Origin of the sequence: Sodalis sp. RH16 (assembly GCF_047324245.1) — a bacterium.
In the GTDB taxonomy this organism is placed as follows: domain Bacteria; phylum Pseudomonadota; class Gammaproteobacteria; order Enterobacterales; family Enterobacteriaceae; genus Acerihabitans; species Acerihabitans ligni.
In genome coordinates this window covers 4,612,102-4,637,879 of sequence record NZ_CP178737.1, presented here as the reverse complement: position 1 = coordinate 4,637,879, position 25,778 = coordinate 4,612,102, and the positions used below count along the sequence as shown (strand labels likewise).

The window sequence follows — 25,778 nt, the reverse complement described above, 5'->3', positions numbered from 1 at the left end:
AAACAGTTCGCTGGCAGGCAGCATGGAACCTTCCCTTTGCATTGTCGGCAAACCAACGTGCCGCACAGTTCCGCCGGTAAGCTGCGGCCGGGATGGATAACAGGGCCCGCTGAATTCTATGGATAAACGTCACGCCTATATCGCACTGAATATTTCCGCGTTTTTTTTCGGTTTGTCCGGCATTCTGGGCAAGGCGGTGAATGCGTCTCCCGCCGCCATCGTCTTCGGCCGGGCGTGGTTTGCCTGGCTGGTGCTGGCGGTCCTGATGCTGTGCGTCAGGGGGTTTCGCTGGCAGCGGATCGGTCAGCGGGGGCTGCTGCTGATCCTGGGGTCCAGCATTGTGCTGGCCGGCCATTGGCTGACCTTTTTTATCTCGGTAAAGGCGGCGGGAGTGGCCGTCGCCACGTTGGGTTTCGCCAGTTTTCCGGCCTTTACCACCCTGTTTGAAGGCCTGGCGTTCCGCGAACGCATTACCCGGCGTGAAGCGCTGCTCATCGGCGTCATCTGCCTTGGCCTTGTCATGGTATGCCCGGCGTTCAGCTTCAGCAGCCAAAGCACGCTGGGCTTTTTGTGGGGCATTCTATCCGGCGCGCTGCTGGCCGGCCTGATCCTGTGCAATCGCATCACCGCCGCCAACGTTCGTCCGGTACAGGCCGCGCTGTGCCAGAACGTCGTAATATCCCTGCTGATGCTGCCGTTCGCCTTTCGGGCGCTGCCCCAGGCAGCGGCGATGGATTGGTTTTACCTGGCCTTGCTGGGGGTGTTTTGTACCGGCGCGGCGCACAGTTTAATGGTGACCAGCCTGCGTTTCGTCAAGGCGCGTTCGGCCTCGGTGTTTTTTGCCCTGGAGCCGGTGTATGCCATTTTGTTCGCCTGGTGGTTGTTCAATGAGCGGCCGACGGCGAAAATGGTCGCCGGCGCCGCGTTGATTATTGTGTCGGTGGTACTGTTTTCCCGTAAAGGGAAAAATGGCTGATTCCTTACAGGCTATATCAGCCGGGGTTTATGCCGCTTCAGTGTCAAAAAAGAGTATCGTCAGTCTCTGGCCGCCAGTGCGTCCACCCGATTCATGGCCGACCGGACATCGTCGGCGCTGACGGTATGGGGCATATTGGCCATATCCGGCGCCTCGGCACAAGAGCGGCAAATGGCGCCGAGCTCGGCGGCAGTCAAATCAGCGCAAATCTCCTCCAGCCGGGTCGGCACGGCGCAGGCCTTCGCCAGGCGGATGGCCGCCAGCAGCTCTTCATCGCTGCGCTGCTCCAGCGCCAGTAAACACAGGTTACCGTAACCCACCAGCAGCCCATGGCCGAACTGGCGGGTTTTGTCGTTAACGGTAAATCCTTCATAAATGGCATGAGCCGCCGAGGCGTGGGCGCCGCTGCCCATGATGGACGTCAGGCCGGCGAAGATAAAAATGGCGTCCGCCGCCTGTTCCAGAGCCGGCGCGGGCTTCCCTTCGGTCAATGCGCCGCAGGCCCCCTGGCCGTACCGCAGGATAAGATCATAACAGATCCGGCTGTTGGCGCTGGCTGACGCCGACAGCCCGTTTAGATCGGCGGGATGGGCGATGGAACGATATTCATACCATTTAGCCAGGGTGTCCCCCAGCCCCGCCGCCAGCCAGCGCAACGGAGATAAAGCCAATAGCTGCGTATCGATGACCACCGCCGCCGGCGCCTGCGGCAGCGGGTAGAGATCCCGGAAATGACCGTCGTCGAAATAGCGAATGGTCAAGGGCGTCACGGCGGCGCAGGTGGCGGCGATGGTGGGCAGCGTCACCACCGGCGCCCCCAGGGACGCGCCCACCGCCTTGGCGGTATCGATGGCCTTGCCGCCTCCGGCGCCGATGATGACATCGATCCCCTCTGCCTTCGCTTCCAGGACCAGGCGGTTGATATGGGTTTCGCTGCATTCGCCGCCATACCACTGCATCGCCGCCGCCGTCACGCCGGCGGTGACCAACTGGCTGAACACCGACTGTTCGATTGACGCCAGCGCGCGGCGGCCGCCGATGACCATGGCACGCCGGCCCAGGCCGGCGCACAGTTCCCCCAGTTTATTGATGGCGCCGGCGCCGCGGACGACGCGGGCCGGGAAACTTAGCTGATGAACATCCACAGTGGCTTTCCTGTTTTGCTGTGTTCCCATGGATTTACTATCCAATCATCGGCAATTTAAGTCCATACTTTTTAGCGCAGGCAATGGCTTCGGGATAACCGGCATCCGCGTGGCGCATAACGCCGGTGGCGGGATCGTTCCACAGCACCCGCGCCAGGCGTTCATCGGCCTTTTCGCTGCCGTCGCAGACGATAACCATGCCGGCATGCTGGGAAAAGCCCATACCGACGCCGCCGCCATGATGCAGGCTGACCCAGGTCGCGCCGCCGGCGGTGCTGAGCATGACGTTCAATAACGGCCAGTCGGAGACCGCATCGGAGCCGTCGCGCATCGCTTCGGTTTCCCGGTTGGGCGACGCCACCGACCCGCAGTCGAGGTGATCGCGGCCGATGACGATGGGGGCTTTCAGTTCGCCGGTGCGCACCATTTCGTTAAAGGCCAGCCCGGCGAGATGACGTTCCCCCAGGCCCAGCCAGCAGATCCGTGCCGGCAAGCCCTGGAACGCGATGCGATCGCGGGCCATGTCCAGCCAGTTATGCAATAACGCGTTGTCCGGGAACAGCTCTTTGAGCTTGGCGTCGGTTTTGTAGATATCTTCCGGATCGCCGGACAGCGCCACCCAGCGGAAGGGGCCTTTGCCTTCGCAAAACAGCGGACGGATATAGGCCGGCACGAAACCGGGGAAGTCGAACGCGTTTTCCACGCCCTCCTCCAGGGCCACCTGGCGGATATTGTTGCCGTAGTCCACCGTCGGCACGCCCATTTTATGGAACTCCAGCATAGCCTTAACGTGCACCGCCATGGATTGGCGCGCGGCTTTGATGACTTTTTCCGGAGCGCTCTTTTTGGCGTCGTTCCACAGCTCCAGGCTCCAGCCCGCCGGCAGATAGCCGTTCAACGGATCGTGGGCCGAGGTCTGGTCGGTGACGATATGGGGACGGGGTCCGCCGGCGGCGGCGCGTTTCGCCAGCTCCGGCATAATTTCGGCCGCATTGCCCAGCAGGCCGACGGAAATAACTTCTCCCTGGCGGCAGGCGGTTTCGATCATGTTCAGCGCTTCGTCGATATTATAGGCTTTTTTATCCAGATAACGGGTGCGCAGGCGAAAATCGATGCGGGATTCCTGGCATTCAATGGCCAGTACGCAGGCCCCCGCCAGCACGCCGGCCAAAGGCTGCGCCCCGCCCATGCCGCCGAGTCCGGCGGTGAGGATCCATTTACCTGACAAATCGCTGCCATAATGCTGGCGGCCGGCTTCGGCAAAGGTTTCGAAGGTGCCCTGCACGATGCCCTGGGCGCCGATATAAATCCAGGAACCTGCGGTCATCTGGCCGTACATCATCAGCCCGGCCCGATCCAGTTCATGAAAATGCTCCCAGGTCGCCCAGTGCGGTACCAGGTTGGAGTTGGCGATCATTACCCGCGGCGCGTCCACATGGGTGCGAAATACCCCCACCGGCTTGCCAGACTGCACCAGCAGGGTTTCGTCTTCGTTCAGGTCCCGCAGGCTCTGGAGAATCGCTTCGAAACAGGGCCAGTTGCGAGCCGCTTTACCGATACCGCCGTATACCACCAGATCGTCCGGGCGCTCCGCCACATCCGGATCCAGGTTATTTTGGATCATGCGGTACGGGGCCTCGATAAGCCAGTTTTTGCAGGTCAGTTCAGTGCCGCGGGGGGCGCTGACCGGACGGGCGACGGCTTGGCTAAAATCTTTTTTCATTACGGGTTCCTTCATTGTTCATGGCTTGATATTAATGACGAAGTACAAATACCGGGCTGGCGGCGGTTGATATCCGCCCCCTTGTCATCACGGTTGCTGCGACGAAATTTGCATAATCTATTCCTGTCTATACAAGTAAAGCCGATTTAAAAAAATAATCGATACCGCTTTGCCGCCGCCGTTTACCAGCGGGGTCTATCGTGGCCGCCGGGGCACGGCCTTCCGCCCCGGCCAGCCCGGCTCAGCCGGCCATGCTTTGCAGCGTTTCACTGCGGATTTCCTCGGTGACCCGCGCTTTCAACGCCATAAATTCCGGCGTGGTCTTCAAGGTATAATCCCGCGGATGCGGAAAGTTAACCGGCACTTCGGTTTTGATTCTTCCGGGCCGTGCGCTGAAAATCGCCACTTTATTGGCCATGAAAATTGCTTCATCAATATCATGGGTGACAAATAACACCGTTTTGCGCGACGACTCCCAGATACTGAGCAACAGCTCCTGCATCAGCACCCGGGTCTGGTTATCCAGGGCGCCGAAGGGCTCGTCCATCAGCAGGACCTTGGGATCGTTGGCCAGGGCGCGGGCAATGGCGGTGCGCTGCTGCATGCCGCCGGACAGCTGGCGCGGATAGTGCTGCTCAAATCCCCGCAGTCCGACCTTGGCGATAAAATAGTCGCAGCGCTCCCGCTGCAGCGCGCTGCCAAGGCCCCGCTCCCGCAGGCCGAAGCAGATGTTTTGCTCAACCGTCAGCCAGGGAAACAGCGTATAGCTTTGGAAGACCATGCCGCGATCGGCGCCGGGCCCGTCTATCAGGCCGCCGTCCAGCCACACTTCCCCTTCGCTGGGCCGATCCAGTCCGGCAATGATGCGCAACAGGGTGGATTTACCGCAGCCGGATGGGCCGAGAATGGTGATGAAATCATTTTCCTCCACGCGATAATCGATAGGCAGCAACGCCTGGGTCTGCTGGCCCTTCGGCCCGGTAAAGGTCCTGGAAACCTGACGAACGGTTAGCTTGCTGTAGTTCATGGCGCTACGCTCCAGGCGAACAGGCGGCGATTAAGCGCCTTGAATAAATAATCCGACAGCAGGCCGATACAGCCGATGGTAATGATGCCGAAAATGATCTGCCCGGTATTGAGCAATGCCTGGCTGTCCACAATCATATGGCCGATGCCGCTGGATGACCCGATAAGCTCAGCAACGATGACATAGGTCCAGGCCCAGCCCAGCACCAGACGCAGCAGCTCGGCAATTTCCGGCGCGGCCCCCGGTATCAGCACCCGGCGCACAATGCTGCGGCTGGAGGCGCCGAGGGTATAGGCCGCCTCCACCAGATCCCGCCGCGCCCCGCCGACGGTCACCGCGATCATCAGTACGATCTGGAAAAACGAGCCGATGAAAATCACCAATATTTTCTGCGTTTCGCCGATGCCGGCCCACAGGATCAACAGGGGAATAAACGCCGAGGCCGGCAGATAGCGGCAAAAGGAGACAAAGGGTTCCACAAAGGCTTCCACCAGTTTGTAGGAGCCCATCATGATACCCAGGGGCACCGCCAGCACCGCCGCCAGGATAAAGCCCCCCAGCACCCGCATGACCGTCATGCCGATATCCAGGGAAAAATTATATTCCGTGAACAGCAGATAACCTTCATGCACCATGGTGAGCGGGTCGGCCAAGAAGGTCGGCGACACCCAGCCGCCGAAGGTGGCAATGGCCCAAAAGGCGAAAAAAAGCACAAAAAAACCGATACCGAGGAACCAGCGCTGGCCGGAAGAGACCGGCCGCAGCGGCACCAGCAGCGGATTGTGGCGAATCTGCCTGGCCGTCGGCAACGGCGCCGGCTCTTTGGCCGCCAGAGCGGCGACATCCTTATCCACGGACATAACTTACCCCTTTATTGATTAACGTAGCTGGCATCATAGAGGGTGTTGAGATCCGGTTTTTTGCGAATGACTTTCATCTGCAGCAGCAGGTTGGCCGCCTCTTCTTCAAAGCTTTTAATCTCGCCGTTGAAGAAGGCCTTGTTTTGTTCCCGATCCTGCCAGCGCAGGTAGCTGGATTCTTCGGCAAAGGCCTTGCCGGATTCTTTTACCGCCGCGCCCATGATGTCATTGGATTTATCCGGTTCTTTGCGGATCATGTCCAGCGCATCGAAATAGCTTTCCACCAGGGCTTTGGCGGCCTGGGGATTCTTTTTCAGGAAGGCGGGGGTACAGCCCAAGGTATCCATCACCATAGGGTAATCCAGGGTAGTGGCGAGAATTTTTCCTTTGGCCGGGTTCTGCCGCACCGATGAGAGATAAGGTTCGTAGGTCATCGCGGCGTCGTTGCTGCCGGCGATAAAGGATTGGGCCGCCGCGTCAGGGGCCAGGGTGGTTATCTTGACGTCTTTGAGGCTCATGCCGTTTTTATCCAGCATCCAGGCCAAGGTAAAATAGGGCGAGGTGCCGGGAGCGTCGACGCTGATGGTTTTCCCCTTCAGGTCCTTGATGCTGTTGATATTGTTGCGCACCACCAGGCCATCGGCGCCGAATGATTTATCCAGCTGGACAATCTGGGTGATGGGTACGCCGTTGGCGTTCCAGGAGATATAGGTTTCCACGGTAGTGCCCGCACATTGAACGTCACCGGAGGCAATAGCCAGGTGCCGGTCTTTTTGCGGGATCATTTTCAACGTGACGTCCAGGCCGTGGCGCTTGAATATTCCCGCTTTATCCGCCAGGGTCAGCGGCGCGAAGCCGGTCCAGCCGGAGACGCCGATGGCCACCGGGGTATCGGCCGCCATGGCCGGGGCGGCACAGATAAGGCCCAGGGCCAGGGCAAGGAGATTAACGCGACCTAAGAACGATTTTCCGGTACCGACATTGTTCATATCCCACTCCTGAGTTGACAGACGGCCAAGATGGCCGGCTAAAAGCCGGGCCATGCGACTGTATCGACTTGTCTATACAAGACCCGGTACTTTAACCAAAGCAAAGCCTATGCCAGAATAGCGCCCCGCCATGCCGCCTAACCATCCATGGCCCCCAAGGGTAATGCCGGCCTTCTTGCCCGCCTTCATGGGTGGCTCGATGCCGACGGCCGCCAACGGATTGAACCATAATGACGCGCCGCGCACTGAAATCATGCAGCGTTTTGCCATCTATTGGTGAAGGGGCGGCATGAAATACCGCAAACCTGGCGCCGGTAGCCGTTACAACGCGCTGATATCCGCCCACAGCAGCAGGCTCTCCGGCGCCAGCGGCCGCAGGCGCAGGGGCGACGGCAGATGATGCCACCAACAGCCGTCCCGCGCCGCCAGCGGCTTATCGTCTTTCGCCTGATCATCGTTCCCCAGGCGCCACGTCCCCGCCAGCACATACAGCACCCCGCTGTGAACGGCGGGCAGAATGAATTCATGGTCCATCCGCACCACGCTTGCCCGCCAATCGAGGCGCCGGGTCATGATATTGAAATCCCGGCTGGCCCCGCCCGCCAGCACCGCGGTCACGGACTCTTCGCCGGCGAAGGCATAGGGTTCCCCCGTCCGGGTCAAGGAATGGGCGACGCCATTTGCGCCGTGCAAGACCACGCCGTTCCCTTCCAGCAACGTGATGACGCGGTCAACGCCGGGGAAAGATGAAAATCCGCCGTCCCGATCGATGGTGGCGATACTGGCGCGCCAGGCAAAATCATCCAGGGCCGGCAGCGGCCCGCTGTGGGCGGGCAATAGCTCGTCCGCGGGCCAGCTGACGATTTCGCGGGTCTCGCCGCCGCCGTTTCGCCAGCGGCTGACCGGCAGGCTATCGAAAGAGAAGCGTACCGGCGGGCTCATAGCGCCTCCCGGCTCAGGTCGCGCAGTACCTCGGCAAAAGCCCGGGCGCTTTCCTGCTCGAGCCGGTGATGCCCGTCGCTTATCAACTGCTGTCCGCCCACATACACATGCCGGATTTGTCCCGGCCCGCCGGCGAACAGCCAGCGATTGATGAGCGCCGGGTCGGCAGCGGTGCCGAGATAGGGATCCTGGTCATCCAGCACCAGCCAGTCGGCGCGATATCCCGGCGCCAACTGGCCTAACGGCTCGCCGCAGGCCTTGGCGCCCCCTTGCAGGGCGCCGAGATAAAGCGTATCTCCCACTGCTTTATGCCGCGCGCCGGCGATGCGGTTACGCCGTTGATCGCGCAAGCGCTGTCCGTACTCCAGCCAGCGAAGCTCTTCCACCACATTCAGGGAGACATGGCTGTCGGAGCCGATGCCCCAGCGTCCGTTCAGAGCGAGATAATCCGTGGCGGGAAAAATGCCGTCCCCCAGATTTGCTTCGGTGGTGGGACACAATCCCGCCGTGGCGCCGCTTTGGGCCAGGGCTGTTAATTCCGCCCTGTCGATATGGGTGGCGTGAATCAGGCACCAGCGATCGTCCACCGGGAAATGATCCAGCAGCCACTGGATCGGCCGCTGTCCCGACCAGCTCAGGCAGTCGCTAACCTCCTTTTCCTGCTCAGCCACATGGATATGTACCGGTAAATCCTGTCCCGACGCCTGCAACACCTCGGCGATTTGCCGCTCATCCACCGCGCGCAGCGAATGAAAGCACACGCCGAGGTTTTGCCTATCGCGGCCCGCCAGATGTTTTATCAGCGCCTGCTGCTGGCGCAGATAGCCTTCGGTTTGCTGGATAAACCGCCGCTGCCCTTCCTGGGCCGGCCGGGCGCCGAAGCCGCCATAGCTATAGAGCACCGGCAGCAGGGTCAGGCCGATGCCGCTTTCCGTCGCCGCGCGACTGATATGCAACGCCATTTCCGCCGGGTTTTCATAAGGTTGTCCCTGGGGATCGTGGTGAAGATAATGAAATTCCGCCACCTGGGTATAACCGCCCTTCAGCATTTCGATATAGAGCTGGCGGGCGATGATCCCCACCTGCTCCGGCGTCAGTTGCCGCACCATGCGATACATCACGTCGCGCCAGGTCCAGAAACTGTCCTGGGGATCGCCCGCCACTTCCGTCAATCCGGCCATGGCGCGCTGGAAGGCATGGGAATGCAGGTTAGGCATGGACGGCAGCACGGGGCCGTTAAGCAGGACAGCGTCCGCGGACGGGGCGTCGGCTTCGACGGTTTTTATGATGCCTTGGGGATCGACGGTAAGACGGACGTTTCGGGTCCATCCCTGCGCCAACAGCGCTCGGGAAGCAAAAAAAACGGGCATGGCGGTTTCCGGTTCAGGTTGAAAACAAGGGTTGTTATTGCGGTCATCCAGACGAAATGCTTATCCACTTGTCTATACATATACATACGCTTAATCTAACAGTAAACTGTTTTATTATGTTCCCTGCGAGCCGAGGTTGGAAAGTGGCTGAATTACAGTCCGCAGCACAATTGTCCGCCATAATGAGCGATACCCCCGCGCCGATTTACCAGCGGGTCAAACAAGCCATCATCCAGCAGATTCGCTCCGGCACCTGGACGCCCCATCAGCGCATTCCCTCGGAGAGCGAGCTGGTGGCGGAGCTGAACGTCAGCCGCATGACCATCAACCGGGCCCTGCGGGAGCTCACCAGCGAAGGCTATTTGCTGCGTATGCAGGGTGTCGGCACCTTTGTCGCCGAGCTCAAGCCCCAGACCGCCATGCTGGAAGTGCGCAATATCGCCGATGAAATCGCCGCCCGCGGCCATCGCCACAGCAGCCGGCTGTTGGAGCTCAATGCCCGCCCCGCCACCGGCGAAGAGGCGCTGTCGCTGGGTATCCAGCCCGGCCAGCGGTTGTTCCATTCGATGATTGTGCATTATGAAAATGATATCGCGGTGCAGTTGGAGGACCGTTGCGTCAATCCCCTCACCGCTCCCGATTATCTTCAGCAGGATTTTAACCATATCACGCCCTATTTTTATCTGACGCAAGCCGCCCCGCTCACCGCCGGCGAGCATCGGGTGGAGGCGGTCTGCGCCAGCGCCCTGGAGCGGGAGCTGTTGCAACTGGCGGACAACGAGCCCTGTCTGCTTATTCATCGCCGCACCTGGTTCGGCAAATTGGTGGTGACGTCGGCCCGCCTGCTCTATCCCGGATCGCGATATCAACTTTTTGGCAGCTTTATTGCTTAACTGAATGGACTGTTTAAGGGGGAACCGGTAATGCCTGCAACGCAAAGATTCGACAGTATCTGGCTGGGCGCCGATGTGGCGACGCTACGCCAAGGCCAGTACGGCATGATAAAAGACGGCGCCGTTGCCGTGGCAAAAGGCCGCATTGCCTGGGTCGGCCCCCGGGCTGACCTGCCCGCGTCCCCCGGAGCGGCGCGGCATGATTTCGGCGGGGGGGTGATTACCCCCGGTTTTATCGATTGCCATACCCATCTGGTGTTCGGCGGTAACCGCAGCCTGGAATTCGAACAGCGGCTCCAGGGCGTCAGCTATGCCGACATCGCCGCCGCCGGCGGCGGGATTCTCTCTACGGTGAACGCCACCCGCGGGGCCGGGGAGGAAGAACTGCTGGCGACGGCGGAAGCCCGGCTGGCCATGCTGATGGCCGAAGGCGTGACCTGCATCGAAATCAAATCCGGTTATGGGCTGACCCTGGATGACGAAATAAAAATGCTGCGGGTGGCCCGGCGAATCGGACAAAAATATCCCATCCAGGTTCGTACCACCTTTCTGGCCGCCCACGCGCTGCCGCCGGAATACCGGGGCCGGGCGGATGAGTATATCGATGTGGTATGCGAACGCTGGATTCCTGAGGTGGCGGCCCTGGGGCTGGCGGACGCGGTGGATGGCTTTTGCGAGCATCTGGCGTTTTCGCCGGCGCAAATCGCCCGGGTGTTTGCCGCCGCCCGCCAGGCGGGATTGCCGGTGAAACTCCATGCCGAGCAGCTATCGTCTCTGGGGGGCAGCGCGCTGGCGGCCCGCTGGCAGGCGCTGTCGGCGGATCATCTGGAGTACGCCACCGAGGATGATGCCCGCGCTATGGCATCATCCGGGACAGTGGCGGTGCTGCTGCCGGGGGCCTGTTATATGTTGCGCGAAACGCAGCTGCCGCCGGTGGCGCTGTTTCGGCGGCACGGCGTACCGATGGCCCTGGCCAGCGATATCAATCCCGGCACCTCCCCCGCCTGCTCGTTGCGTTTGATGATCAATATGGGCTGTACCCTGTTTCGCCTGACGCCGGAAGAAGCCCTGGCGGGCGTGACCCTCAATGCCGCCCGCGCGCTGGGGCTGGGGGATACCCTGGGCTCGCTGGAAACGGGGAAATTGGCTGATTTCGTGCATTGGCCGGTGAAGCATCCGGCGGAACTGGCCTACTGGCTCGGGGGGCAAATGCCGGTAACAGTAGTGTATCGGGGCGAACGTCGCCGATAATAACCTTACTCGATGGTAACGTCTTAATCAGGAGGAATTGAGGAATGCAAATTCAAGATGCTTTCAGTTATGAACCCGGGACAATACCGTTGCTGGTGAGCATACCCCATGCCGGCACCAAACTGACGCCGGCGGTGGAAGCGGGTCTTAGCGAGGCGGCCCGGCCGCTATCCGATACGGATTGGCATATCCCCCGGCTGTATGATTTCGCCCGCGAGATGGGCGCCCATATTCTGGTGGGGAATTATTCGCGGATGGTTATCGATCTGAACCGGCCGCCGGACGACAAGCCACTTTACGCAACCGCCACCACCGGCCTGTATCCCGATACGCTGTTTGACGGTACCCCGACCTTTGTGGAGGGTAAAGTCCCTTCGGCGCAGGAACGCAAACGTTATCTGGATGAAATCTGGCATCCTTATCATCAGAAAATCCAGGACTGTTTGAGTGAAATAAAGGCGCGCCATGACTATGCGCTGCTTTTTGATGCGCATTCCATTGCTTCGGTGATCCCACGTCTGTTTGACGGCACATTGCCGGATTTGAATCTGGGCACCAATCAGGGTGCGAGCTGCGCCCCGTCCCTGGGAGAAAAATTGAGCGCGTTTTGCCAGGGGCAGCCTTTTAGCTATGTTATCAACGGGCGTTTCAAGGGGGGATATATCACGCGGGCCTATGGCCAGCCCCATGCTCGGCAGCATGCGGTGCAGTTGGAATTGGCGCAGTGTAATTATATGCAAGAGGAGATCCCTTTTGATTATCTGCCGGAGCGGGCGGAGTCGTTGCAGCCGGTGCTTAAGGCGCTGTTGACCATGATGGTTGCGTGGGGTAAGACGCAAGGATAGCGGTTTGGCCCGTTGCGGCGGGCCGGCCGCTTTCGTCGCTCGTCGGCGCTGGCGCCCTTTAACACGCTCGGTGCACGATCGGCGAACGCGGGCTTACCGCGCTGTGGGGCGCTCGGTCGGGCGGGAAAACCACGCCCGATTCGACCCCATCAGCACGGTTTCCCTTTAACACATTCGTTGCACGATCGGCGAACACGGGCTTACCGCGCGTGGGGCACTCGGTCGGGCGGGAAAACCACGCCCGATTCGACCCCATCAGCACGGTTTCCCTTTAACACGCTCGGTGCACGATCGGCGAATGCGGGCTTACCGCGCTGTGGGGCGCTCGGTCGGGCGGGAAAACCACGCCCGATTCGACCCCATCAGCACGGTTTCCCTTTAACACGTTCGTTGCACGATCGGCGATCGCTGGGATAGCCGGCGCTCAGTCTTCCGGGGCGAAGCAGCTTTCCTGTTCAATGCATTGTTCGCAGCTTGGCGAGCGGCAGTTGATTTCCCCTGAGTCGGCCAGGCACAGCTGGCGGTAGAAAAATTTTTTCCACCGCATGTTGCGATGGTTCATTCGCACCAGCTCGGGGAAGCAGTCGGTCATCAATTCCCGCAGCTCCTCTCGCGAGGATAGCCCCAGGTCTTGCCAGAGATGGTTAAAACCCAGGGAGCCGCGGGCGATGAGCTGATTTAACGGCGCGCCGCGGGGTACCATATATTGCTGCAGCCACTCAGCCAGTCCCTGGCGTTCCTGTCGGCGGGAGCGTTGCAGCATGGCGATCAACTCGTCCTGCTGGCGCAGGTTGTGCGGCCGGGGGGTGGGAGCGAGCAGTACCCGCTGCGCCAGTTGGCGGTAAGCGGCGGGGGACAGCCCCATATCCGCAGGGAATCGCGCCCGGCCTTGCAAATGGTTTAGCATTAACCGCCGCAGCCAGATTTCCGCCGGTGCGTGCAGCAGATTATCGGTGGGCCGGTTAACCATCAGGCCGCCCCCATGCGATTTTTTCCGGCCGACGGCACCAGCCGGTGTTGTTGCCACCATAGCGCGATCACTTCGGTGACCGATTGCCAGGCCCCGGAGACGCAAGGCTCGATGCCGGCCTGTTCCAGACGCTGCCAGGGGCTTAAGCCGATGCGGGCGCAAAAAACCGCCGAGACATCCGCCAGCAGCGCCACCACCGCGTCAAGCCGCTGTTCATGCCGGTTGACTTCATCATCGCATTCGGACTTATCGGTGCAAAAAGGCGGGGTGAACCGCTCTCCGATGAGTGTTACGCCGGCCGCGGACGCGCTGTAAATCTGGAACCGCTGTACGTGGCCGAAATGTTCGTCAATCAGCACCCCTTCCCGCGTGGCCACAGCCACCAGGCAGGCGTCCGCGGATTCGGATTCTCCGGCGGTGGCGATGCCGGCCTGGATTTGCGCGCGCCGGTACATGACCGGGAGATAGGGTTCGGCGGTTTGGGGTATCGCCGACAGGGGGAAACTCTGGCTGCGATCTTCACCCAGCATACCGATGGCATCCGCCCGGCACTGGTGGCAATGGGCCATTTGCGGCATGGACATTCCGCAGTTGGCGCGTACCTCGGCGACTTCCCGCGCGCTCGGTTCCCGCTGTCCTTGCAAACCGAAGACGGTGCCATGCTCCGGCCGGGAGATAAGGGGCATGACATTGTGCAACATGGCGCCCCATTCCCGCGCTTTCTCGCTAACCGCCGGCAAGTGGCGATCGTTGATACCCGGAATCAGCACCGAATTGATTTTTACCATGATGCCCCGGGCAGTCAGTTTACGTATCCCCTCCTCCTGACGCGCCAGCAGCAGCGCCGCCGCTTCCAGTCCTTCCAGGCGCTCGCCTTCGAACCACAGCCAGGGGTAGATTTGCGCCGCGATGTCTGCGTCCAGTGCGTTGACCGTGACAGTCACATGATCCACCCCGACATCCGCCAGCCGGTCCACCACCTCCGGCAGAGCGAGGCCATTGGTGGACAGGCAGAGTTTGATATCCGGCAGAGCCGAGCGCAGCCCTTCCAGGGTGTTGAAGGTGCGGGCGATATTGGCCAGCGGATCCCCCGGGCCGGCGATGCCGATAACCGCCAGCTGCGGCAGTGCGGCGGCCACATGGCGGGCTTTGGCAATCGCCTGTGCGGGGGACAGGACTTCCGATACCACCCCCGGCCGGGATTCATTGCTGCAATCGTATTTACGGTTGCAGTAGTGGCATTGCAGATTACAGGCCGGGGCCACCGCCAGATGCATGCGTGCGTAGCGATGATGGGCGGAACGGGAGTAACAGGGGTGCTGCGCTATTTTATCCGCCTGGAGCGGGGTTAATTCCGCTCCGCCGGAAGCGCCGCAGCCCGGATTAGCTGAGGAGTGACAGGATGCCATGTAAACCGCCTTATGCATTACGACATATGGCTGTCATGGTGCAAATGCCATGCCTGGAAATTCTGGCGTTTAATAGCTTATATTTCTTATAGTTGGATCACGCTGCCCGTTGGAGGCCCTGTGTTGTACAATCCGCTTTGCCGACATTGTCTTGAATACGACAAAACCATTCGGCCCCTTAGGTCTCGCTCATTCTGCGATTAAACGTCAGCCCGTTGCCATGCCAAGGAGAACGCGTCCCCTGTTAAACATGCAATGTCGCCCCGGCCCGCGGTTAGTCGTCAGAGCCGTTGCGACGGTAGAGAATAAAGCCGTTGCCGTCGGCCGGGCGGTGCCCGCGCCAGATTTCATGCCAGTCAGCGGGGAGCTTTTTACCTGGATTTTTCAATGAATCCTGTACCAGCCGCAGGTTGCAGCGCAACGAGGCCCGGTTCAATGTGACACCGTCACCTTCACCGGACCAGCCGGCGTAGATCCGCGTCCCGGCCCGTCCGGTGACGTAATGCAACAGCCCCAGTTCCGATTCGCCGAGTCCGTCGGTGGCCAGACAATGCTCCTGGCTAACCAGGGGGGTTAGGGAGTGAAAGGTGTCGCGATAGCTGCGTGCCGCATCAAACCACGGCATCAGCAGTAAAAACGCGGTTCCCCACAGCATTGCCAGCCCGGCGGACCAGGACATCAGCACCCGGTTCCCGTTGCCGGCGCGGATAACCCGCCGCCACAGAACAATCAATCCCGCCGCCGCCCCCTGCATCAACCAGGAAGTCTGCAGCGTGAAGGACATGGGAAACACCCCGCTTACCCTTGGCCACAGCAGCCGCAGGAGGCGGGGTTCGCCATACCGGCTCAGCTGGAACCAGGTAATAAGGATAAGCGCCAGCAGCGCCGCGCAGAGGGCATTGATGACTCCGCGCATTATCCTGAGATGCCGGTCTGTCCCGTTCCGCTTGGGGTTTTGCGCCTTTGGTGCCCGCAGCGCCCCGTATCTCTGTATATCCGCGTTGCGCGCCTCGGATTTCTGCGCTTTAGGGCAGTGCCGGTTCAGTATGGGCAGCGCCGCCAGCGCCATGGCGGGATACAAGGGCAGCAGGTAGATATCCCGCATGGAGGCCGAGGACAGCAAGGTGACCAGCCCTACCGCCAGAAAGATCGTTACCGAGCCATAAGCCGGGCGGCGGCGCAACAGGCGGTACAACCGCCGCCGGCAGCGGCCGGCCTTCCCGCGGACCGCGGCTGCCGCCAGACCGGCCAGCAGCAAAAATGACAGCGGCGCTCCGCCCGCCATCAGCGACAGCAGGCGGTTGGACAGAGGATTATGGTGGCCCCCCAATTCGGTAAAACCGGCGAATCGGCCGACATTATTCACCCAGAACCACTGCATAAACAGCTCCGGCTCCCGCAGATACAGCGCCAGCGGCCAAGGCACCGCGAATGGCAGCGCCGCCAGCAGGGCGGCCAGGGAGAACCCCGCCCCGCCGCGGCGACGGAAAGCCGGCAATACCGCCAGGCAGCACAGCAGGGACAGGCCCGCGATACCCGCCACCAACAATCCCTTGGACAGAAAAGCGATACCCGTGCCGGCGCCAAACAGGATCCCCGGCAGCAGCGGCGCTGATTGGATTTCTCTTGGCGCGGCGCGAGGGGCGGTGCCGGCCGCCAATGCCGCCAGCGCCAGGGTGGCGCCGGCCATCTGGCCCAGGTCAGCGGTAAATTTATGCACATGCTCCGCCAAACCGAGCGTGCCCACCAGCAAGGCCAGCGCGTTCAATCGCCATGCCGCCGGCGTCGGCGGCGCCGAGACCCGGTATTGCCGCTCCTGCGCCAGTTCCCGATGCAGATGCGCGGCCGCCCATAAGAGCGAACCCACCGTCACCGCGATACACAGCACCACCGCCAGGCGGGACGATTCGTATGCCGCCGCAGCCGGCAACGCCTTGGCGAACAGCGCCCCGAGCCAAAACATCAGCGGCGGCTTTTCCAAAAAAGGATCGCCGGCCACATAAGGCACCAGCCATTCGCCCTGCAGGATGATATTCCAGACGATGCTGAACGAATAAGGTTCGTCCGCCTTCCAGGGAAACCGGCCGAATATGCCGATAAGAAAATAGGCGGCAAACAGCAGATAGGCGGCCATGGGAGTAAACAAACCTTCGCCGGGCTGGTGGGCGTTAGAATCATAACGGTTCAGCTTATTTTTCGGCAGCAGTAATCTATTGAATGCATATTTCAACTTATTAGTGACCTGGTTCAATTTTAATAGCCTATACCCGTCATGCTTCACGTTGCAGGAAGGCGGCGACTCGAATTATTTAGGGTGTCGCCTTATTTAATTATAAAAAATAGACCTGGCCCTTTATCTTTCGGGGTGTCTGGAGAAATTTTTATTTAAGGAAGAATAACAGCATTTATCGCCATTAGACACTTTTGAACGGGCATTTTTAAAAAAATAACCGAATAAAAAATACAATTAATATAAATAAATCTTAACTTAATTAATATAATTTTGCAGAATATAAGATAATATATTCACACTTTATTTTATCCGTATCGAGCTATGCCGGCGAATAGCAAACCTGGCGGGACGGAATACACCACAGAACGCAATACGTGTAAAATAGCATTTTCCCCGCTCCCGGCCCAAACCGAAAGCGGGAAAACGCTTTTTACCTACAATCGATGCATATTGATATTGAGGATTTGGATGCGGTAGGCGACCTGACGCGGCGTCATGCCCAGCAGGCGGGCGGCCTTGGCCTGCACCCAGCCGGATTTTTCCAGCGCGGCGATAAGCCGTTGCCGGTCGTCCATATCGCCGTCCCCCTGGGACTGCGAATGGGGCGAAGACTGAGACAGGCCGTGGAGCGCCGCCGGCGGGGACATGGCGGCGGATTCACTGTGGTTGAATAAAATGATATCGCGGTCGATCAGGCCCTCCTCCGACATCACCGACGCCCGTTCCAGACAGTTCTCCAGCTCACGCACGTTGCCGGGCCAGCTGTAGCTCATCAGCAGACGCAGCGCGCCGTCGCTGATTCGCAGCTCACGTCCCTGCTTGGCCGCGAGTTTGGCGATCAGGAATTGCGCCAGTTCGACGATATCCTCCTGCCGTTCCCGTAGCGGCGGCAGGCTGATGGGCATCACGTTCAGGCGATAATAGAGATCCTCGCGAAAATGACCGGCGCGCACCTCCTCTTCCAGGTTGCGGTTGGTGGCGGCGATAATCCGCACGTTGACTTTAAGGGTGGTATCGCCGCCGACGCGTTCCATCTCCCCCTCTTGCAGAATACGCAGCAATTTCGCCTGGAAAGAAGCGCTGCTTTCACCGATTTCATCGAGAAACAGCGTGCCGCCGTCGGCCAGTTCAAAACGCCCTTTACGCTGGCGCACCGCACCGGTAAACGCGCCTTTCTCGTGGCCGAACAATTCGCTTTCCAACAGGGTATCCGGCAGCGCCGCGCAGTTGAATTTCACGAACGGCTCAAGGGTACGCGGCGAGTTATAATGGATCGCGTTGGCGATGAGCTCTTTACCGGTGCCGCTCTCGCCGCGCACTAATACCGTGGTATCCCATTTCGCCACCTGACGGATGACATCGAAAATTTGCCGCATGGACTGGCTTTTACCCACCATATTGTCAAAGCCGTACTGATGCTTGACCTTACGGCGCAGGGTATCCCGTTCCTGGCGCAGGGCTTCGGTTTCGATACTCATGTGCCCCACCATCCGGACGGTTTGGCAAATCAGATTGGCCACCATTTCCAGAAACCGGGTGCTGGCCGGCAGCCTGTCTTCGTGTAGCTCCATCGGCTGCGCCGCCAACACCCCGAGGGGGATGCCGTCGGGACCGGGAATCGGCACACAGATAAACGGCAGGTTGTAATCATAAAGATTAAGCCGGTCGAGAAAGCGCGGATCGTCCGAAACCCGTGGCAAAACCAGCGAACGCTGCTGGCTCATGACCGTTCCCAGAATGCCCTCGCCGATACGGTAGCGCACATTTTTGAATCCCTTCACCACTTCACTATCGGCGCCGTAGATCGCTTCGATAAATAAAGCGCTGCGGGTTTTGTCAAACAGGCAGACCATGCCGTACTGCATAAAGGCGTGTTCATACAAAGCCTGGATCATCGACTGGAGCGTTTGCCCCATATCCAATGAACGGCTCAAGGCCACGCTGATTTTATGTAGCGCGGTAAACTGCTGAGAAAGATCAAAACGCCGCGAAACGTGCTCGGAGGTGGGGAGATGATTCATTAGGATTCTCCTGCTATGACCGGATGCCTGAACAACTTGGCAGGCAAAGGCAGACGAAGGGTCAAATGCGTACCGCCCTCCGCCTGGGTATGGATATCAATCATGCCCTGATGATTACCGATCAGGGTTTGTATCAACCGCAGCTCCATGCCGTGCCCCGGCGTGGTGAAGGTTTGCGGCTGGGCCGCGGTCTGCACCGGATGCATCGACAGGTTATCCTGCAGGGTGAAAAAGAACGCATTGTCCTGGGCGTAAGCGCTGATGGCAATATTAAGCGGCGTGGAGGGATGCTCTCCCGCCAGTGTCAGGCAGCGGTCCAGCCACAGGCTCAGGGATGCCAGCACCTGGTGGCGCTGTCCCCAGCCCAGCAGGATTTCCGGACGGCAATGCCAGCTAAGCTTGCCCAGCCCGCGGATGCGCGGCTGATAAAGATCCGACAGATCCTGCAAAACGTCCCCCACCGACCAGAAATCATGCTCTTCCTGTTCCAGCGACGGACGGCAAGCCTGCAGCCGGGCCAGCGCCTGTTGTCCCTCCTGCCAGGCTGCATCGAGTCCGGGATGCGTATCGCCATTGGGATTTAAACGCCGGGCGGCGGCCAGCATATTCAGCGGACCGCTTAGCTGGACCATGGCCGCATCCAGCGATTCGCGGATCGCCGCCAGCAGTTTCCCGGACGCCAGGCGGTGTTTAAGCTGCTCCAGACGCTGCTGCGCGCGCTGTCGCTGTCGCTCGCTGTCATCGATAAGGGTTATCAGGGTACGGGGCGGCGCGACATTGGTAAAAAAGCGGCTGACTTCTTCGTTCACTTCCGACAGCGGCCAGATGCTCATGCCGAACGTGCGGGTGACGCCGCAATGATTCAGCGAAACGCGCTCCCCCTCCGCCAACTGCGTTTTATTGGCGGGATAGCCGAGCTCCGCCAGCAGCTCCCCGCCGCCGCAATCTGCGCACAGGGTTTTATAGGCCAGATTATCCATCACGATGTTGTCATGCTCATCCAGCACGATAACCGGCGCCGGCACATTGTTCAGCACCGCCGCGATAAGGGTCATCTGATTGCGCAAACGCTGCATCAGGGCATAGCTGTCGCTGATATCTTTGTGCATGCCGAGGTAATGCTCGATCTGGCCGTCCGGACTGAAGATGGGGGAGATGCTGACCTCAGCCAGATAAAGACTGCCGTCCTTGCGTTTATTGATCAGTTGCCCGACCCAGGACAGGCCCTGGGTGATGGAATTCCACATTTCCCTATAGTTTCTTTTCGGCGTCTGGCGGCTGGCCAGCAGGTTATGATTTATCCCGGTCAGCTCTGCTTCGCTGTAACCGGTCAACTGACGGAAAGCCAGGTTGGTGTAGACAATGTTCGCCTGGGGGTCGGTAATAGAGATAGCCACCGATGATTGCTCCACCGCCGTATAAAACAAACCCGGACGCAGTGCCGACAACGTCGGTGCGTGGGCGGTTTTTTCCAGCAGCGATGTCTCATCAAATAAAGGTAGACGCATAAAAACTCCTGCCTGATCTGGCTCAAAAACGTACTGTGCGTTTCACGACAATTTGTCAGGTATCGCGACAGGATGACATGAAGCACAATTAACAATGTAAATTGTGCAAGTTTGATACCTACCGACAAAAAACCGCGACAAACATTGATCTGAACACAGGTTTTTAGCCCAAAAACCGCCTTTCGCACCCGTCCCGCGCGTCTTATGCCCCCGGCCTGCGCCCGCCGCGCGCCAGCGTGAAGCACGTTCCTGCACTATCATTGAACATTTTTTGCTCTATGCGATATGGCACAGCTTTCGCAATACTCTCCCGGAAAGACGTCAAAGGCTGTCGGGGAAGGTATGAAAGAAATTTTGCTGATTGTTTTGGCCAATGGCCTGGTGAATAACATCGTTCTGTCGCGCTTTCTTGGCCTGTGCTCATTTATGGGCGTGACCAATAAAGTGGATTCGGCGCTGGGGATGTCCATGGCAACCACCTTTGTCATCACCCTGTCCGCCGGCCTGGGCTGGATGATTTATCACTGGATCCTGGTGCCGCTGGGTATGGAATATCTGCGCCTGATCTCGCTGATTATGGTGATAGCGTCTCTGGTGCAGCTATTGGAGCTGTTTCTGGCCAAACAGAGTCCGGCCCTGTACCGCACCCTGGGAATTTTCCTGCCGCTTATCACCACCAACTGCGCGGTGCTCGGCGTGGCGCTGCTGGTATTGGACGACAATCTGAGCTTTTTGCACAGCGTGGTGTTCGGCTTCAGTTCCTCCCTGGGTTACTCCCTGGTAATGGTGATTTTTTCCGGTCTGCGGGAGCGGCAAAGCAACGCCTCCTCGCCGCTGCTGTTTCGCGGCGCGCCGATAAATTTTATCACCGCGGGCATCCTGGCGCTGGCCTTTACCGGTTTCGCCGGGCTGGCGGGATAAGGAGATAATGATGAATGGGATATTACCGGTTCTGGCGGTTCCCGCCATTGGCATGGTCATCGGTTATTTGCTGGGTTTCGCCGCCCTCTATTTCAAGGTGGATAAAGACCCGCGCATCGAATCGGTAGCGGCGCTGCTGCCCAACGGCCAGTGCGGACAGTGCGGATTCCCCGGCTGCGTACAGGCGGCGGCGGCCATGGTGCGCGGCGAGGCGCCGGTGAGCGCCTGCACGCCAGGGGGCGCGGCCCTGGCGAAACGCATCGCCGTTTTGCTGGATGTGCCTGTGGATGGCGGCGATGACGACGGGCCGATGGTGGCCCTTATCAGCGCCGAGATGTGCGACGGCTGCGGCCGTTGCCAGAAGAAGTGTAATTTCGATGCCATTATCGGCGCCCCCCGCCAGCGGCACGGTATTTTAGCCGAGGATTGCACCGGCTGCGCCGCCTGCCTCAGCGTTTGTCCGCAACAAGCGATACAGCTGCGGGCCGATCCCCTGCTGACGCCTACGGCGACCAAACCCCGCCTTCCTATCCGCGAGGCTTCGTATGTTTAACGCCAGAATGAAACCCCATGGCGGTATTCGTCCTTACAGCCATAAATCCTTGACCCGCGAAATCGCCATTCGTCCGCTGGCGACGCCGCGCCGGCTGATTATTCCCTTACGCCAGCATACCGGCCCCGCCGCGGTGCCCATCGTGTCGGAGGGGGAGAGCGTAGCCGCCGGACAATTGATAGCCGAAGCGCGCGAGCGTATGTCGGCGCCGGTTCACAGCGCCCTGTCCGGCGTCGTGACCTCGGTGACCACCGGCGATCAGGGCTGTATCACCATCAAGGTCTCCGACCAGCAATCGCCGGCACCCCGGTTAACCGCCGCCGAGGGACTCAGCGAAACACAAACCATGCTGTCGCTTATTGAACAGGCGGGCATTGTCGGCATGGGCGGCGCCATGTTCCCCGCCGCCGATAAAATCAGGATGAGCCTGCGTTATCCCATTGAAACCCTCATCGTTAACGGCGGAGAGTGCGAGCCCTATCTCACCACCGACGACCGGCTGATGCGCGAGCAGGCGGAGTTTATCATCGGCGGTATCCGCTATCTGCAGACCATTACCCAGGCCAGGCAGGTCTATATCGGCATCGAAGATAACAAAACCGAAGCCATCGCCCGGCTTGACGAGCTCTGCCGGCAGGAAGATCACATCGAGGTGGTGATACTGCCCTCCCTCTATCCCATCGGCTCGGCCAAACAGATGATTGAGGCGGTGACCGGCCGGCAAATCCCGCAAAATCGCCGCTCCACGGAAATGGGCGTTCTGGTGCAAAACGTCGGCACCTGTATCGCGATTTTCCATGCCATACGCTTCGGCAAGCCGGTGACCCACCGGGTGATTACCGTCAGCGGCCGGGCCATTGAGCAGCCGGGCAATCTCCTGGTGCCCATCGGCACGCCGATCAAGGAAATTATCGGCCAATGCGGCGGTCTGAAAACCCAGCCGGCCCGCATGGTGCTGGGTGGACCGATGATGGGCCGCGCCGTGGACGACCTGGATGTTCCCATCAATAAAGGCACCAGCGGGCTGCTGCTGCTGACCGGGGACGAACTACCGCAAACCAAGCCCAGCGCCTGCCTGCGCTGCGGCCGTTGTCTGGATGCCTGTCCCATGAGCCTCGCACCCCTGTCTCTCTTCGCGGAACTGAAAAACGACGGTTTCGCCAAGGCGCAACAGCAGGGATTGAATGCCTGCCTGCTGTGCGGATCCTGTGCCTACGTCTGTCCGGCGGCGCTGCCCTTGACCCAGTTCTTTGACTGGGGACAGCAGCAGCTGCGGCTGTTGAAACGCCAAGAAGACAAAATGGAACGTACCCGGCAAAACAGCGCCAACCGGCAGGCGCGGCTGGCAAAAGAAGCGGCCGCGAAAGCGGCGGCGCTGGCCGCCAAACCGGCACGGCGCTCCCGCCGGGCCGCCACGACACCAGAGGATCCCTCATGCTGACCGCTCCGCACGCCCATCAGGGTCTCAGCGTCGATACGCTGATGTACCGGGTGAATCTCTCCCTGTTGCCGGCAGTGATACTGGCGTTTTTGCAGTATGGTCCACAGTCGGTGCTGTTGATTTTTTGCTGCCTGCTGACGGCGCTTGTTTGTGAAGCCCTGTGCCTGAAGCTCAATCCCAACGCCCAGGGCCATACGCTGGACGGCGCGGCGATTTTAACCGCCCTGATCCTGGCCCTGAGCCTGCCGCCCCATGCTCCTTTATGGCTGGGCGCCCTGGGCAGCTTCATCGCCATTGCGTTCGGCAAACATATCTATGGCGGACTGGGACAGAACCTGTTTAATCCGGCGATGCTGGCCCGGGTGGTGTTATTGATTGCCTTTCCGGTGGAAATGACCCGCTGGGTAGATCCCGCCGCCTTTTACGACGGCGCCTTTTACCGCCTGGGGGTGGACGGCGTCACCGGCGCCACCCTGTTGGGCGGCTTCAAGGAGAGCGGCCGTCAGCACCTCGACCTCTTGGCCAACCTGCTGGGCAACCGCAACGGCAGCCTGGGGGAAAGCTCCTTTTTGCTGCTGCTGGCCGGCGGCCTGTGGCTGATGTGGCAGCGGGTGTTCAGCTGGCACATCCCGGTGGCGACGCTGCTCGGCTGCCTGGTGCCCGGCACCCTGCATTGGCTTATCTCCCCCGCCGGCATCGTCCCGCCATTGGCCCAGCTCACCAGCGGCGGACTGATACTGGGGGCGTTCTATATCCTCACCGATCCGGTTACCGGCCCCGGCAGCGTGCGCGGCCGGCTGATTTTCGGCGCGCTGGCGGGCTTTATTACCTATTGCATCCGCGCCTTCGGCAATTTCCCTGAGGGGATGGCCTTCGCCGTGCTGCTGGTGAACGCGGTGACCCCGCTGATTGACAACTATACCCAGCCAAAAGCCTACGGCCACGTGAGCGGCAAGGAGAAATCATTATGAATGCCGCCGCCATGGTAAGCCGCGGGTTAACGTTATTGCTACCGAAACGGGAAAGTCCCCTGACCCAGGCCTTTTTACTGGGTGCGTTTACCCTGATTGTCTGTTTGCTGGTGGCCGGCTGCTGGTGGCTGACCCACGGGCAGATTATCCAGCGTGAAAAAGAGGACACCCAGAGCATGCTGTCGCAAGTCTTCCCCGCCGCCGGCTACGACAATGCGCTGGCGGATGCGGAACAGTCCCTGATTATGGGCGGCCAATCGGTTCATTTTTACCGCGCCAGCCTGCAAGGCCGGCCCAGCGGAATCATTCTCACCAGCGTCACCCAGGGCTATGGCGGGCCGATAGAGCTGCTTACCGGCATCGCCGCCGACGGGACCATCACCGGCGTGCGGGTCATCAGCCATAAAGAGACACCGGGGCTGGGGGATGCCATCGAACTGGGCCGCAGCCCGTGGATTTTAAGCTTTAACGGCAAATCCCTGGCCAATCTCACCGAACAGCAATGGCATGTGAAAAAAGACGGCGGTCAGTTCGATGCCTTCACCGGCGCCACCATTACGCCAAGGGCGGTGGTCAAAGGGGTGCATGAAAATCTGCTGCAATATCGCCAGTACCGGGCGCAATTTCTGGGTAAACAGGAGCCGGGGCAATGAGTGAAAAAGCCATGAGTGAAAAGAACCTGAGTGACATGAGTGATGAAAACGGCCGGCCGCCGTCGCCGGACATAAGCGTAAGCACTGAGCCGCTATTGCGGGACATTATGCTCAGCGGCGTTTTTACCAATAACGTCACCTTCGTGCAGATTCTCGGCCTGTGTCCGCTGATGGCCATCACCACCACCGCCACCAACGGACTGGGGTTGGGACTGATGACCGCCATGGTGCTGGCCTGTTCGAATTTTATCGTGTCGGCGCTGCGCAAAATCACCCCCAGCCAGATTCGCATTCCGGTCTATATCTCCATCATCGCCTCGCTGGTGACGATTCTTGATTTGACCATGAACGCCTGGATGCACGATCTGCATAAGGTCATGGGGCTGTTTATTCCCCTTATCGTCGCCAACTGCGCCCTGTTGGGTCGGGCCGAGGCCTTTGCCGCCCACAACAAGGTTATTCCGGCGGCGCTGGACGGGCTTTCCACCGGTCTGGGCTTTACCCTGGGCCTCACCAGCGTCGGCGCGGTGCGGGAAATTATCGGCAGCGGGACGTTATTCAGCGGTGCGTCTCTGTTGCTGGGCAGTCATTTCCGCTTTCTCGAAATGCACCTGCTGCCTGGGTATCGCGGCTTTTTATTGATGCTGCTGCCGCCGGGGGGATTTGTGGTGATGGGCATGCTGCTCAGCGGCATCAGGCTGGTGAAACGTTTGACCCTGCGCGCCAGCGCGGTTGAGCTGGCCCGTGAAAGCGCCGGGGGATGTCATTGATGAAATTCTCCGTAGCCCATGTTAACGGCGACCAGGGCCGCTGCATCCAGATGAAGCTGGACGGGCCGGTAACGGTGCGGGAAGCCATTCTGGCCTCGCCGCTGCCGCAACTGTTTCCTTACCTGGACCTCGATAGCCACCGTACCGGAATATACGGCCGTTTATGTTCGCCCGATACGCCGGTAAACGAAGGGGATCGGGTGGAAATTTATCTGCCGGCCGCCAGGAAAGGCAGCGAGGACGACGACGACGGGGAGTAACGCCGTCTGAACCCGCCAAACGTAATTTTAAATTATACCCGATAGAT

At 60.0% G+C, this 25,778-nt stretch carries 23 protein-coding genes; 11 read left to right on the top strand and 12 right to left on the bottom strand.

What is annotated here, in order from left to right:
* Nucleotides 1-118: 118 nt before the first annotated feature.
* On the top strand, nt 119-976 hold the full coding sequence (locus ACL2XJ_RS21135; protein WP_413724401.1) for a DMT family transporter: 858 nt from the start codon (nt 119-121) through the stop codon (nt 974-976).
* A gap of 59 nt (nt 977-1,035) precedes the next feature.
* Here the strand turns inward: ACL2XJ_RS21135 and ACL2XJ_RS21130 are convergent, their stop codons facing one another.
* From ACL2XJ_RS21130 to ACL2XJ_RS21100, 7 genes are all read right to left on the bottom strand, one after another.
* Nucleotides 1,036-2,121, bottom strand: coding sequence for an iron-containing alcohol dehydrogenase family protein (locus ACL2XJ_RS21130; protein ID WP_413724400.1), 1,086 nt, complete (start codon nt 2,119-2,121; stop codon nt 1,036-1,038).
* 37 nt (nt 2,122-2,158) lie between these two features.
* Nucleotides 2,159-3,844 carry a urocanate hydratase gene (hutU, locus tag ACL2XJ_RS21125; RefSeq protein ID WP_413724399.1) on the bottom strand — a complete coding sequence of 562 codons (1,686 nt, stop codon included), beginning with the start codon at nt 3,842-3,844 and terminating at the stop codon, nt 2,159-2,161.
* 241 nt (nt 3,845-4,085) lie between these two features.
* Complete coding sequence (locus ACL2XJ_RS21120; protein WP_203521503.1) at nt 4,086-4,871, bottom strand: ABC transporter ATP-binding protein; 786 nt, start codon at nt 4,869-4,871, stop codon at nt 4,086-4,088.
* Nucleotides 4,868-5,731: an ABC transporter permease gene (locus tag ACL2XJ_RS21115; protein ID WP_132921689.1), complete on the bottom strand. Its 864-nt coding sequence runs from the start codon at nt 5,729-5,731 to the stop codon at nt 4,868-4,870. The genes ACL2XJ_RS21120 and ACL2XJ_RS21115 overlap by 4 nt, the downstream gene beginning before the upstream one ends.
* Before the next feature lie 11 nt (nt 5,732-5,742).
* The gene (locus ACL2XJ_RS21110) at nt 5,743-6,720 is read right to left on the bottom strand and encodes an ABC transporter substrate-binding protein (protein ID WP_413724398.1); all 978 of its coding nucleotides are present in this window, start codon (nt 6,718-6,720) and stop codon (nt 5,743-5,745) included.
* Between the two features lie 321 nt (nt 6,721-7,041).
* Nucleotides 7,042-7,662: a HutD family protein gene (locus tag ACL2XJ_RS21105; RefSeq protein WP_132921691.1), complete on the bottom strand. Its 621-nt coding sequence runs from the start codon at nt 7,660-7,662 to the stop codon at nt 7,042-7,044.
* Nucleotides 7,659-9,032, bottom strand: a complete 1,374-nt coding sequence (locus tag ACL2XJ_RS21100; protein WP_413724397.1) for a formimidoylglutamate deiminase — start codon at nt 9,030-9,032, stop codon at nt 7,659-7,661. The genes ACL2XJ_RS21105 and ACL2XJ_RS21100 overlap by 4 nt, the downstream gene beginning before the upstream one ends.
* Before the next feature lie 143 nt (nt 9,033-9,175).
* On the opposite strand from ACL2XJ_RS21100, the gene hutC reads away from it, so the two are divergent.
* Genes hutC through hutG form a run of 3 tightly spaced genes read left to right on the top strand, consistent with a single transcriptional unit; the run spans nt 9,176 to nt 12,021 of the window.
* Nucleotides 9,176-9,925: a histidine utilization repressor gene (hutC, locus tag ACL2XJ_RS21095; RefSeq protein ID WP_132921693.1), complete on the top strand. Its 750-nt coding sequence runs from the start codon at nt 9,176-9,178 to the stop codon at nt 9,923-9,925.
* Between the two features lie 30 nt (nt 9,926-9,955).
* On the top strand, nt 9,956-11,176 hold the full coding sequence (hutI, locus tag ACL2XJ_RS21090) for an imidazolonepropionase (RefSeq protein WP_413724396.1): 1,221 nt from the start codon (nt 9,956-9,958) through the stop codon (nt 11,174-11,176).
* 44 nt (nt 11,177-11,220) lie between these two features.
* Nucleotides 11,221-12,021, top strand: coding sequence for an N-formylglutamate deformylase (gene hutG, locus ACL2XJ_RS21085; protein WP_132921695.1), 801 nt, complete (start codon nt 11,221-11,223; stop codon nt 12,019-12,021).
* A gap of 424 nt (nt 12,022-12,445) precedes the next feature.
* Here hutG and ACL2XJ_RS21080 read toward each other — a convergent pair whose 3' ends face one another.
* The 5 genes from ACL2XJ_RS21080 to nifL form a co-directional block, all read right to left on the bottom strand.
* Nucleotides 12,446-12,991: a nitrogen fixation protein NifQ gene (locus ACL2XJ_RS21080; RefSeq protein WP_413724395.1), complete on the bottom strand. Its 546-nt coding sequence runs from the start codon at nt 12,989-12,991 to the stop codon at nt 12,446-12,448.
* A complete protein-coding gene (gene nifB, locus ACL2XJ_RS21075; protein ID WP_413724394.1) occupies nt 12,991-14,400 on the bottom strand; it encodes a nitrogenase cofactor biosynthesis protein NifB in 1,410 nt (469 codons plus the stop codon). The genes ACL2XJ_RS21080 and nifB overlap by 1 nt, the downstream gene beginning before the upstream one ends.
* Nucleotides 14,401-14,674: 274 nt before the next feature.
* Nucleotides 14,675-16,630 (bottom strand): ArnT family glycosyltransferase, encoded by a 1,956-nt coding sequence (locus tag ACL2XJ_RS21070; RefSeq protein WP_413724393.1) that lies wholly within the window; start codon nt 16,628-16,630, stop codon nt 14,675-14,677.
* 437 nt (nt 16,631-17,067) lie between these two features.
* Nucleotides 17,068-18,654 (bottom strand): nif-specific transcriptional activator NifA, encoded by a 1,587-nt coding sequence (gene nifA, locus ACL2XJ_RS21065; RefSeq protein WP_413724392.1) that lies wholly within the window; start codon nt 18,652-18,654, stop codon nt 17,068-17,070.
* Nucleotides 18,654-20,162, bottom strand: a complete 1,509-nt coding sequence (gene nifL, locus ACL2XJ_RS21060; protein ID WP_413724391.1) for a nitrogen fixation negative regulator NifL — start codon at nt 20,160-20,162, stop codon at nt 18,654-18,656. Before nifL ends, nifA begins: the two co-directional genes overlap by 1 nt.
* Nucleotides 20,163-20,504: 342 nt before the next feature.
* On the opposite strand from nifL, the gene rsxA reads away from it, so the two are divergent.
* The 7 genes from rsxA to ACL2XJ_RS21025 are packed head-to-tail and all read left to right on the top strand — an operon-like array spanning nt 20,505 to nt 25,731.
* Nucleotides 20,505-21,083, top strand: a complete 579-nt coding sequence (rsxA, locus tag ACL2XJ_RS21055; RefSeq protein WP_413724390.1) for an electron transport complex subunit RsxA — start codon at nt 20,505-20,507, stop codon at nt 21,081-21,083.
* A 7-nt stretch (nt 21,084-21,090) separates the two neighbouring features.
* Complete coding sequence (locus ACL2XJ_RS21050; protein WP_132921702.1) at nt 21,091-21,636, top strand: RnfABCDGE type electron transport complex subunit B; 546 nt, start codon at nt 21,091-21,093, stop codon at nt 21,634-21,636.
* Entirely contained in the window at nt 21,629-23,077 is a 1,449-nt protein-coding gene (gene rsxC, locus ACL2XJ_RS21045; RefSeq protein ID WP_413724389.1) for an electron transport complex subunit RsxC, read from the top strand. Before ACL2XJ_RS21050 ends, rsxC begins: the two co-directional genes overlap by 8 nt.
* Nucleotides 23,071-24,048, top strand: a complete 978-nt coding sequence (locus tag ACL2XJ_RS21040; protein WP_132921704.1) for an RnfABCDGE type electron transport complex subunit D — start codon at nt 23,071-23,073, stop codon at nt 24,046-24,048. Before rsxC ends, ACL2XJ_RS21040 begins: the two co-directional genes overlap by 7 nt.
* Nucleotides 24,045-24,701 (top strand): electron transport complex subunit RsxG, encoded by a 657-nt coding sequence (rsxG, locus tag ACL2XJ_RS21035; RefSeq protein WP_243701405.1) that lies wholly within the window; start codon nt 24,045-24,047, stop codon nt 24,699-24,701. The genes ACL2XJ_RS21040 and rsxG overlap by 4 nt, the downstream gene beginning before the upstream one ends.
* On the top strand, nt 24,698-25,471 hold the full coding sequence (locus ACL2XJ_RS21030; RefSeq protein ID WP_413724388.1) for an electron transport complex subunit E: 774 nt from the start codon (nt 24,698-24,700) through the stop codon (nt 25,469-25,471). The genes rsxG and ACL2XJ_RS21030 overlap by 4 nt, the downstream gene beginning before the upstream one ends.
* Complete coding sequence (locus ACL2XJ_RS21025) at nt 25,471-25,731, top strand: RnfH family protein (protein ID WP_413724387.1); 261 nt, start codon at nt 25,471-25,473, stop codon at nt 25,729-25,731. The genes ACL2XJ_RS21030 and ACL2XJ_RS21025 overlap by 1 nt, the downstream gene beginning before the upstream one ends.
* The last annotated feature ends 47 nt before the right edge of the window (nt 25,732-25,778 follow it).

Coding starts and splice junctions, on each gene's coding strand:
- ACL2XJ_RS21135 (WP_413724401.1), top strand. CDS start 119: ATGGATAAACGTCACGCCTATATCGCACTGAATATTTCCGCGTTTTTT.
- hutU (WP_413724399.1), bottom strand. CDS start 3,844: ATGAAAAAAGATTTTAGCCAAGCCGTCGCCCGTCCGGTCAGCGCCCCC.
- ACL2XJ_RS21120 (WP_203521503.1), bottom strand. CDS start 4,871: ATGAACTACAGCAAGCTAACCGTTCGTCAGGTTTCCAGGACCTTTACC.
- ACL2XJ_RS21115 (WP_132921689.1), bottom strand. CDS start 5,731: ATGTCCGTGGATAAGGATGTCGCCGCTCTGGCGGCCAAAGAGCCGGCG.
- ACL2XJ_RS21110 (WP_413724398.1), bottom strand. CDS start 6,720: ATGAACAATGTCGGTACCGGAAAATCGTTCTTAGGTCGCGTTAATCTC.
- ACL2XJ_RS21105 (WP_132921691.1), bottom strand. CDS start 7,662: ATGAGCCCGCCGGTACGCTTCTCTTTCGATAGCCTGCCGGTCAGCCGC.
- ACL2XJ_RS21100 (WP_413724397.1), bottom strand. CDS start 9,032: ATGCCCGTTTTTTTTGCTTCCCGAGCGCTGTTGGCGCAGGGATGGACC.
- hutI (WP_413724396.1), top strand. CDS start 9,956: ATGCCTGCAACGCAAAGATTCGACAGTATCTGGCTGGGCGCCGATGTG.
- hutG (WP_132921695.1), top strand. CDS start 11,221: ATGCAAATTCAAGATGCTTTCAGTTATGAACCCGGGACAATACCGTTG.
- ACL2XJ_RS21080 (WP_413724395.1), bottom strand. CDS start 12,991: ATGGTTAACCGGCCCACCGATAATCTGCTGCACGCACCGGCGGAAATC.
- nifB (WP_413724394.1), bottom strand. CDS start 14,400: ATGGCATCCTGTCACTCCTCAGCTAATCCGGGCTGCGGCGCTTCCGGC.
- nifA (WP_413724392.1), bottom strand. CDS start 18,654: ATGAATCATCTCCCCACCTCCGAGCACGTTTCGCGGCGTTTTGATCTT.
- nifL (WP_413724391.1), bottom strand. CDS start 20,162: ATGCGTCTACCTTTATTTGATGAGACATCGCTGCTGGAAAAAACCGCC.
- rsxA (WP_413724390.1), top strand. CDS start 20,505: ATGAAAGAAATTTTGCTGATTGTTTTGGCCAATGGCCTGGTGAATAAC.
- ACL2XJ_RS21050 (WP_132921702.1), top strand. CDS start 21,091: ATGATGAATGGGATATTACCGGTTCTGGCGGTTCCCGCCATTGGCATG.
- rsxC (WP_413724389.1), top strand. CDS start 21,629: ATGTTTAACGCCAGAATGAAACCCCATGGCGGTATTCGTCCTTACAGC.
- ACL2XJ_RS21040 (WP_132921704.1), top strand. CDS start 23,071: ATGCTGACCGCTCCGCACGCCCATCAGGGTCTCAGCGTCGATACGCTG.
- rsxG (WP_243701405.1), top strand. CDS start 24,045: ATGAATGCCGCCGCCATGGTAAGCCGCGGGTTAACGTTATTGCTACCG.
- ACL2XJ_RS21030 (WP_413724388.1), top strand. CDS start 24,698: ATGAGTGAAAAAGCCATGAGTGAAAAGAACCTGAGTGACATGAGTGAT.
- ACL2XJ_RS21025 (WP_413724387.1), top strand. CDS start 25,471: ATGAAATTCTCCGTAGCCCATGTTAACGGCGACCAGGGCCGCTGCATC.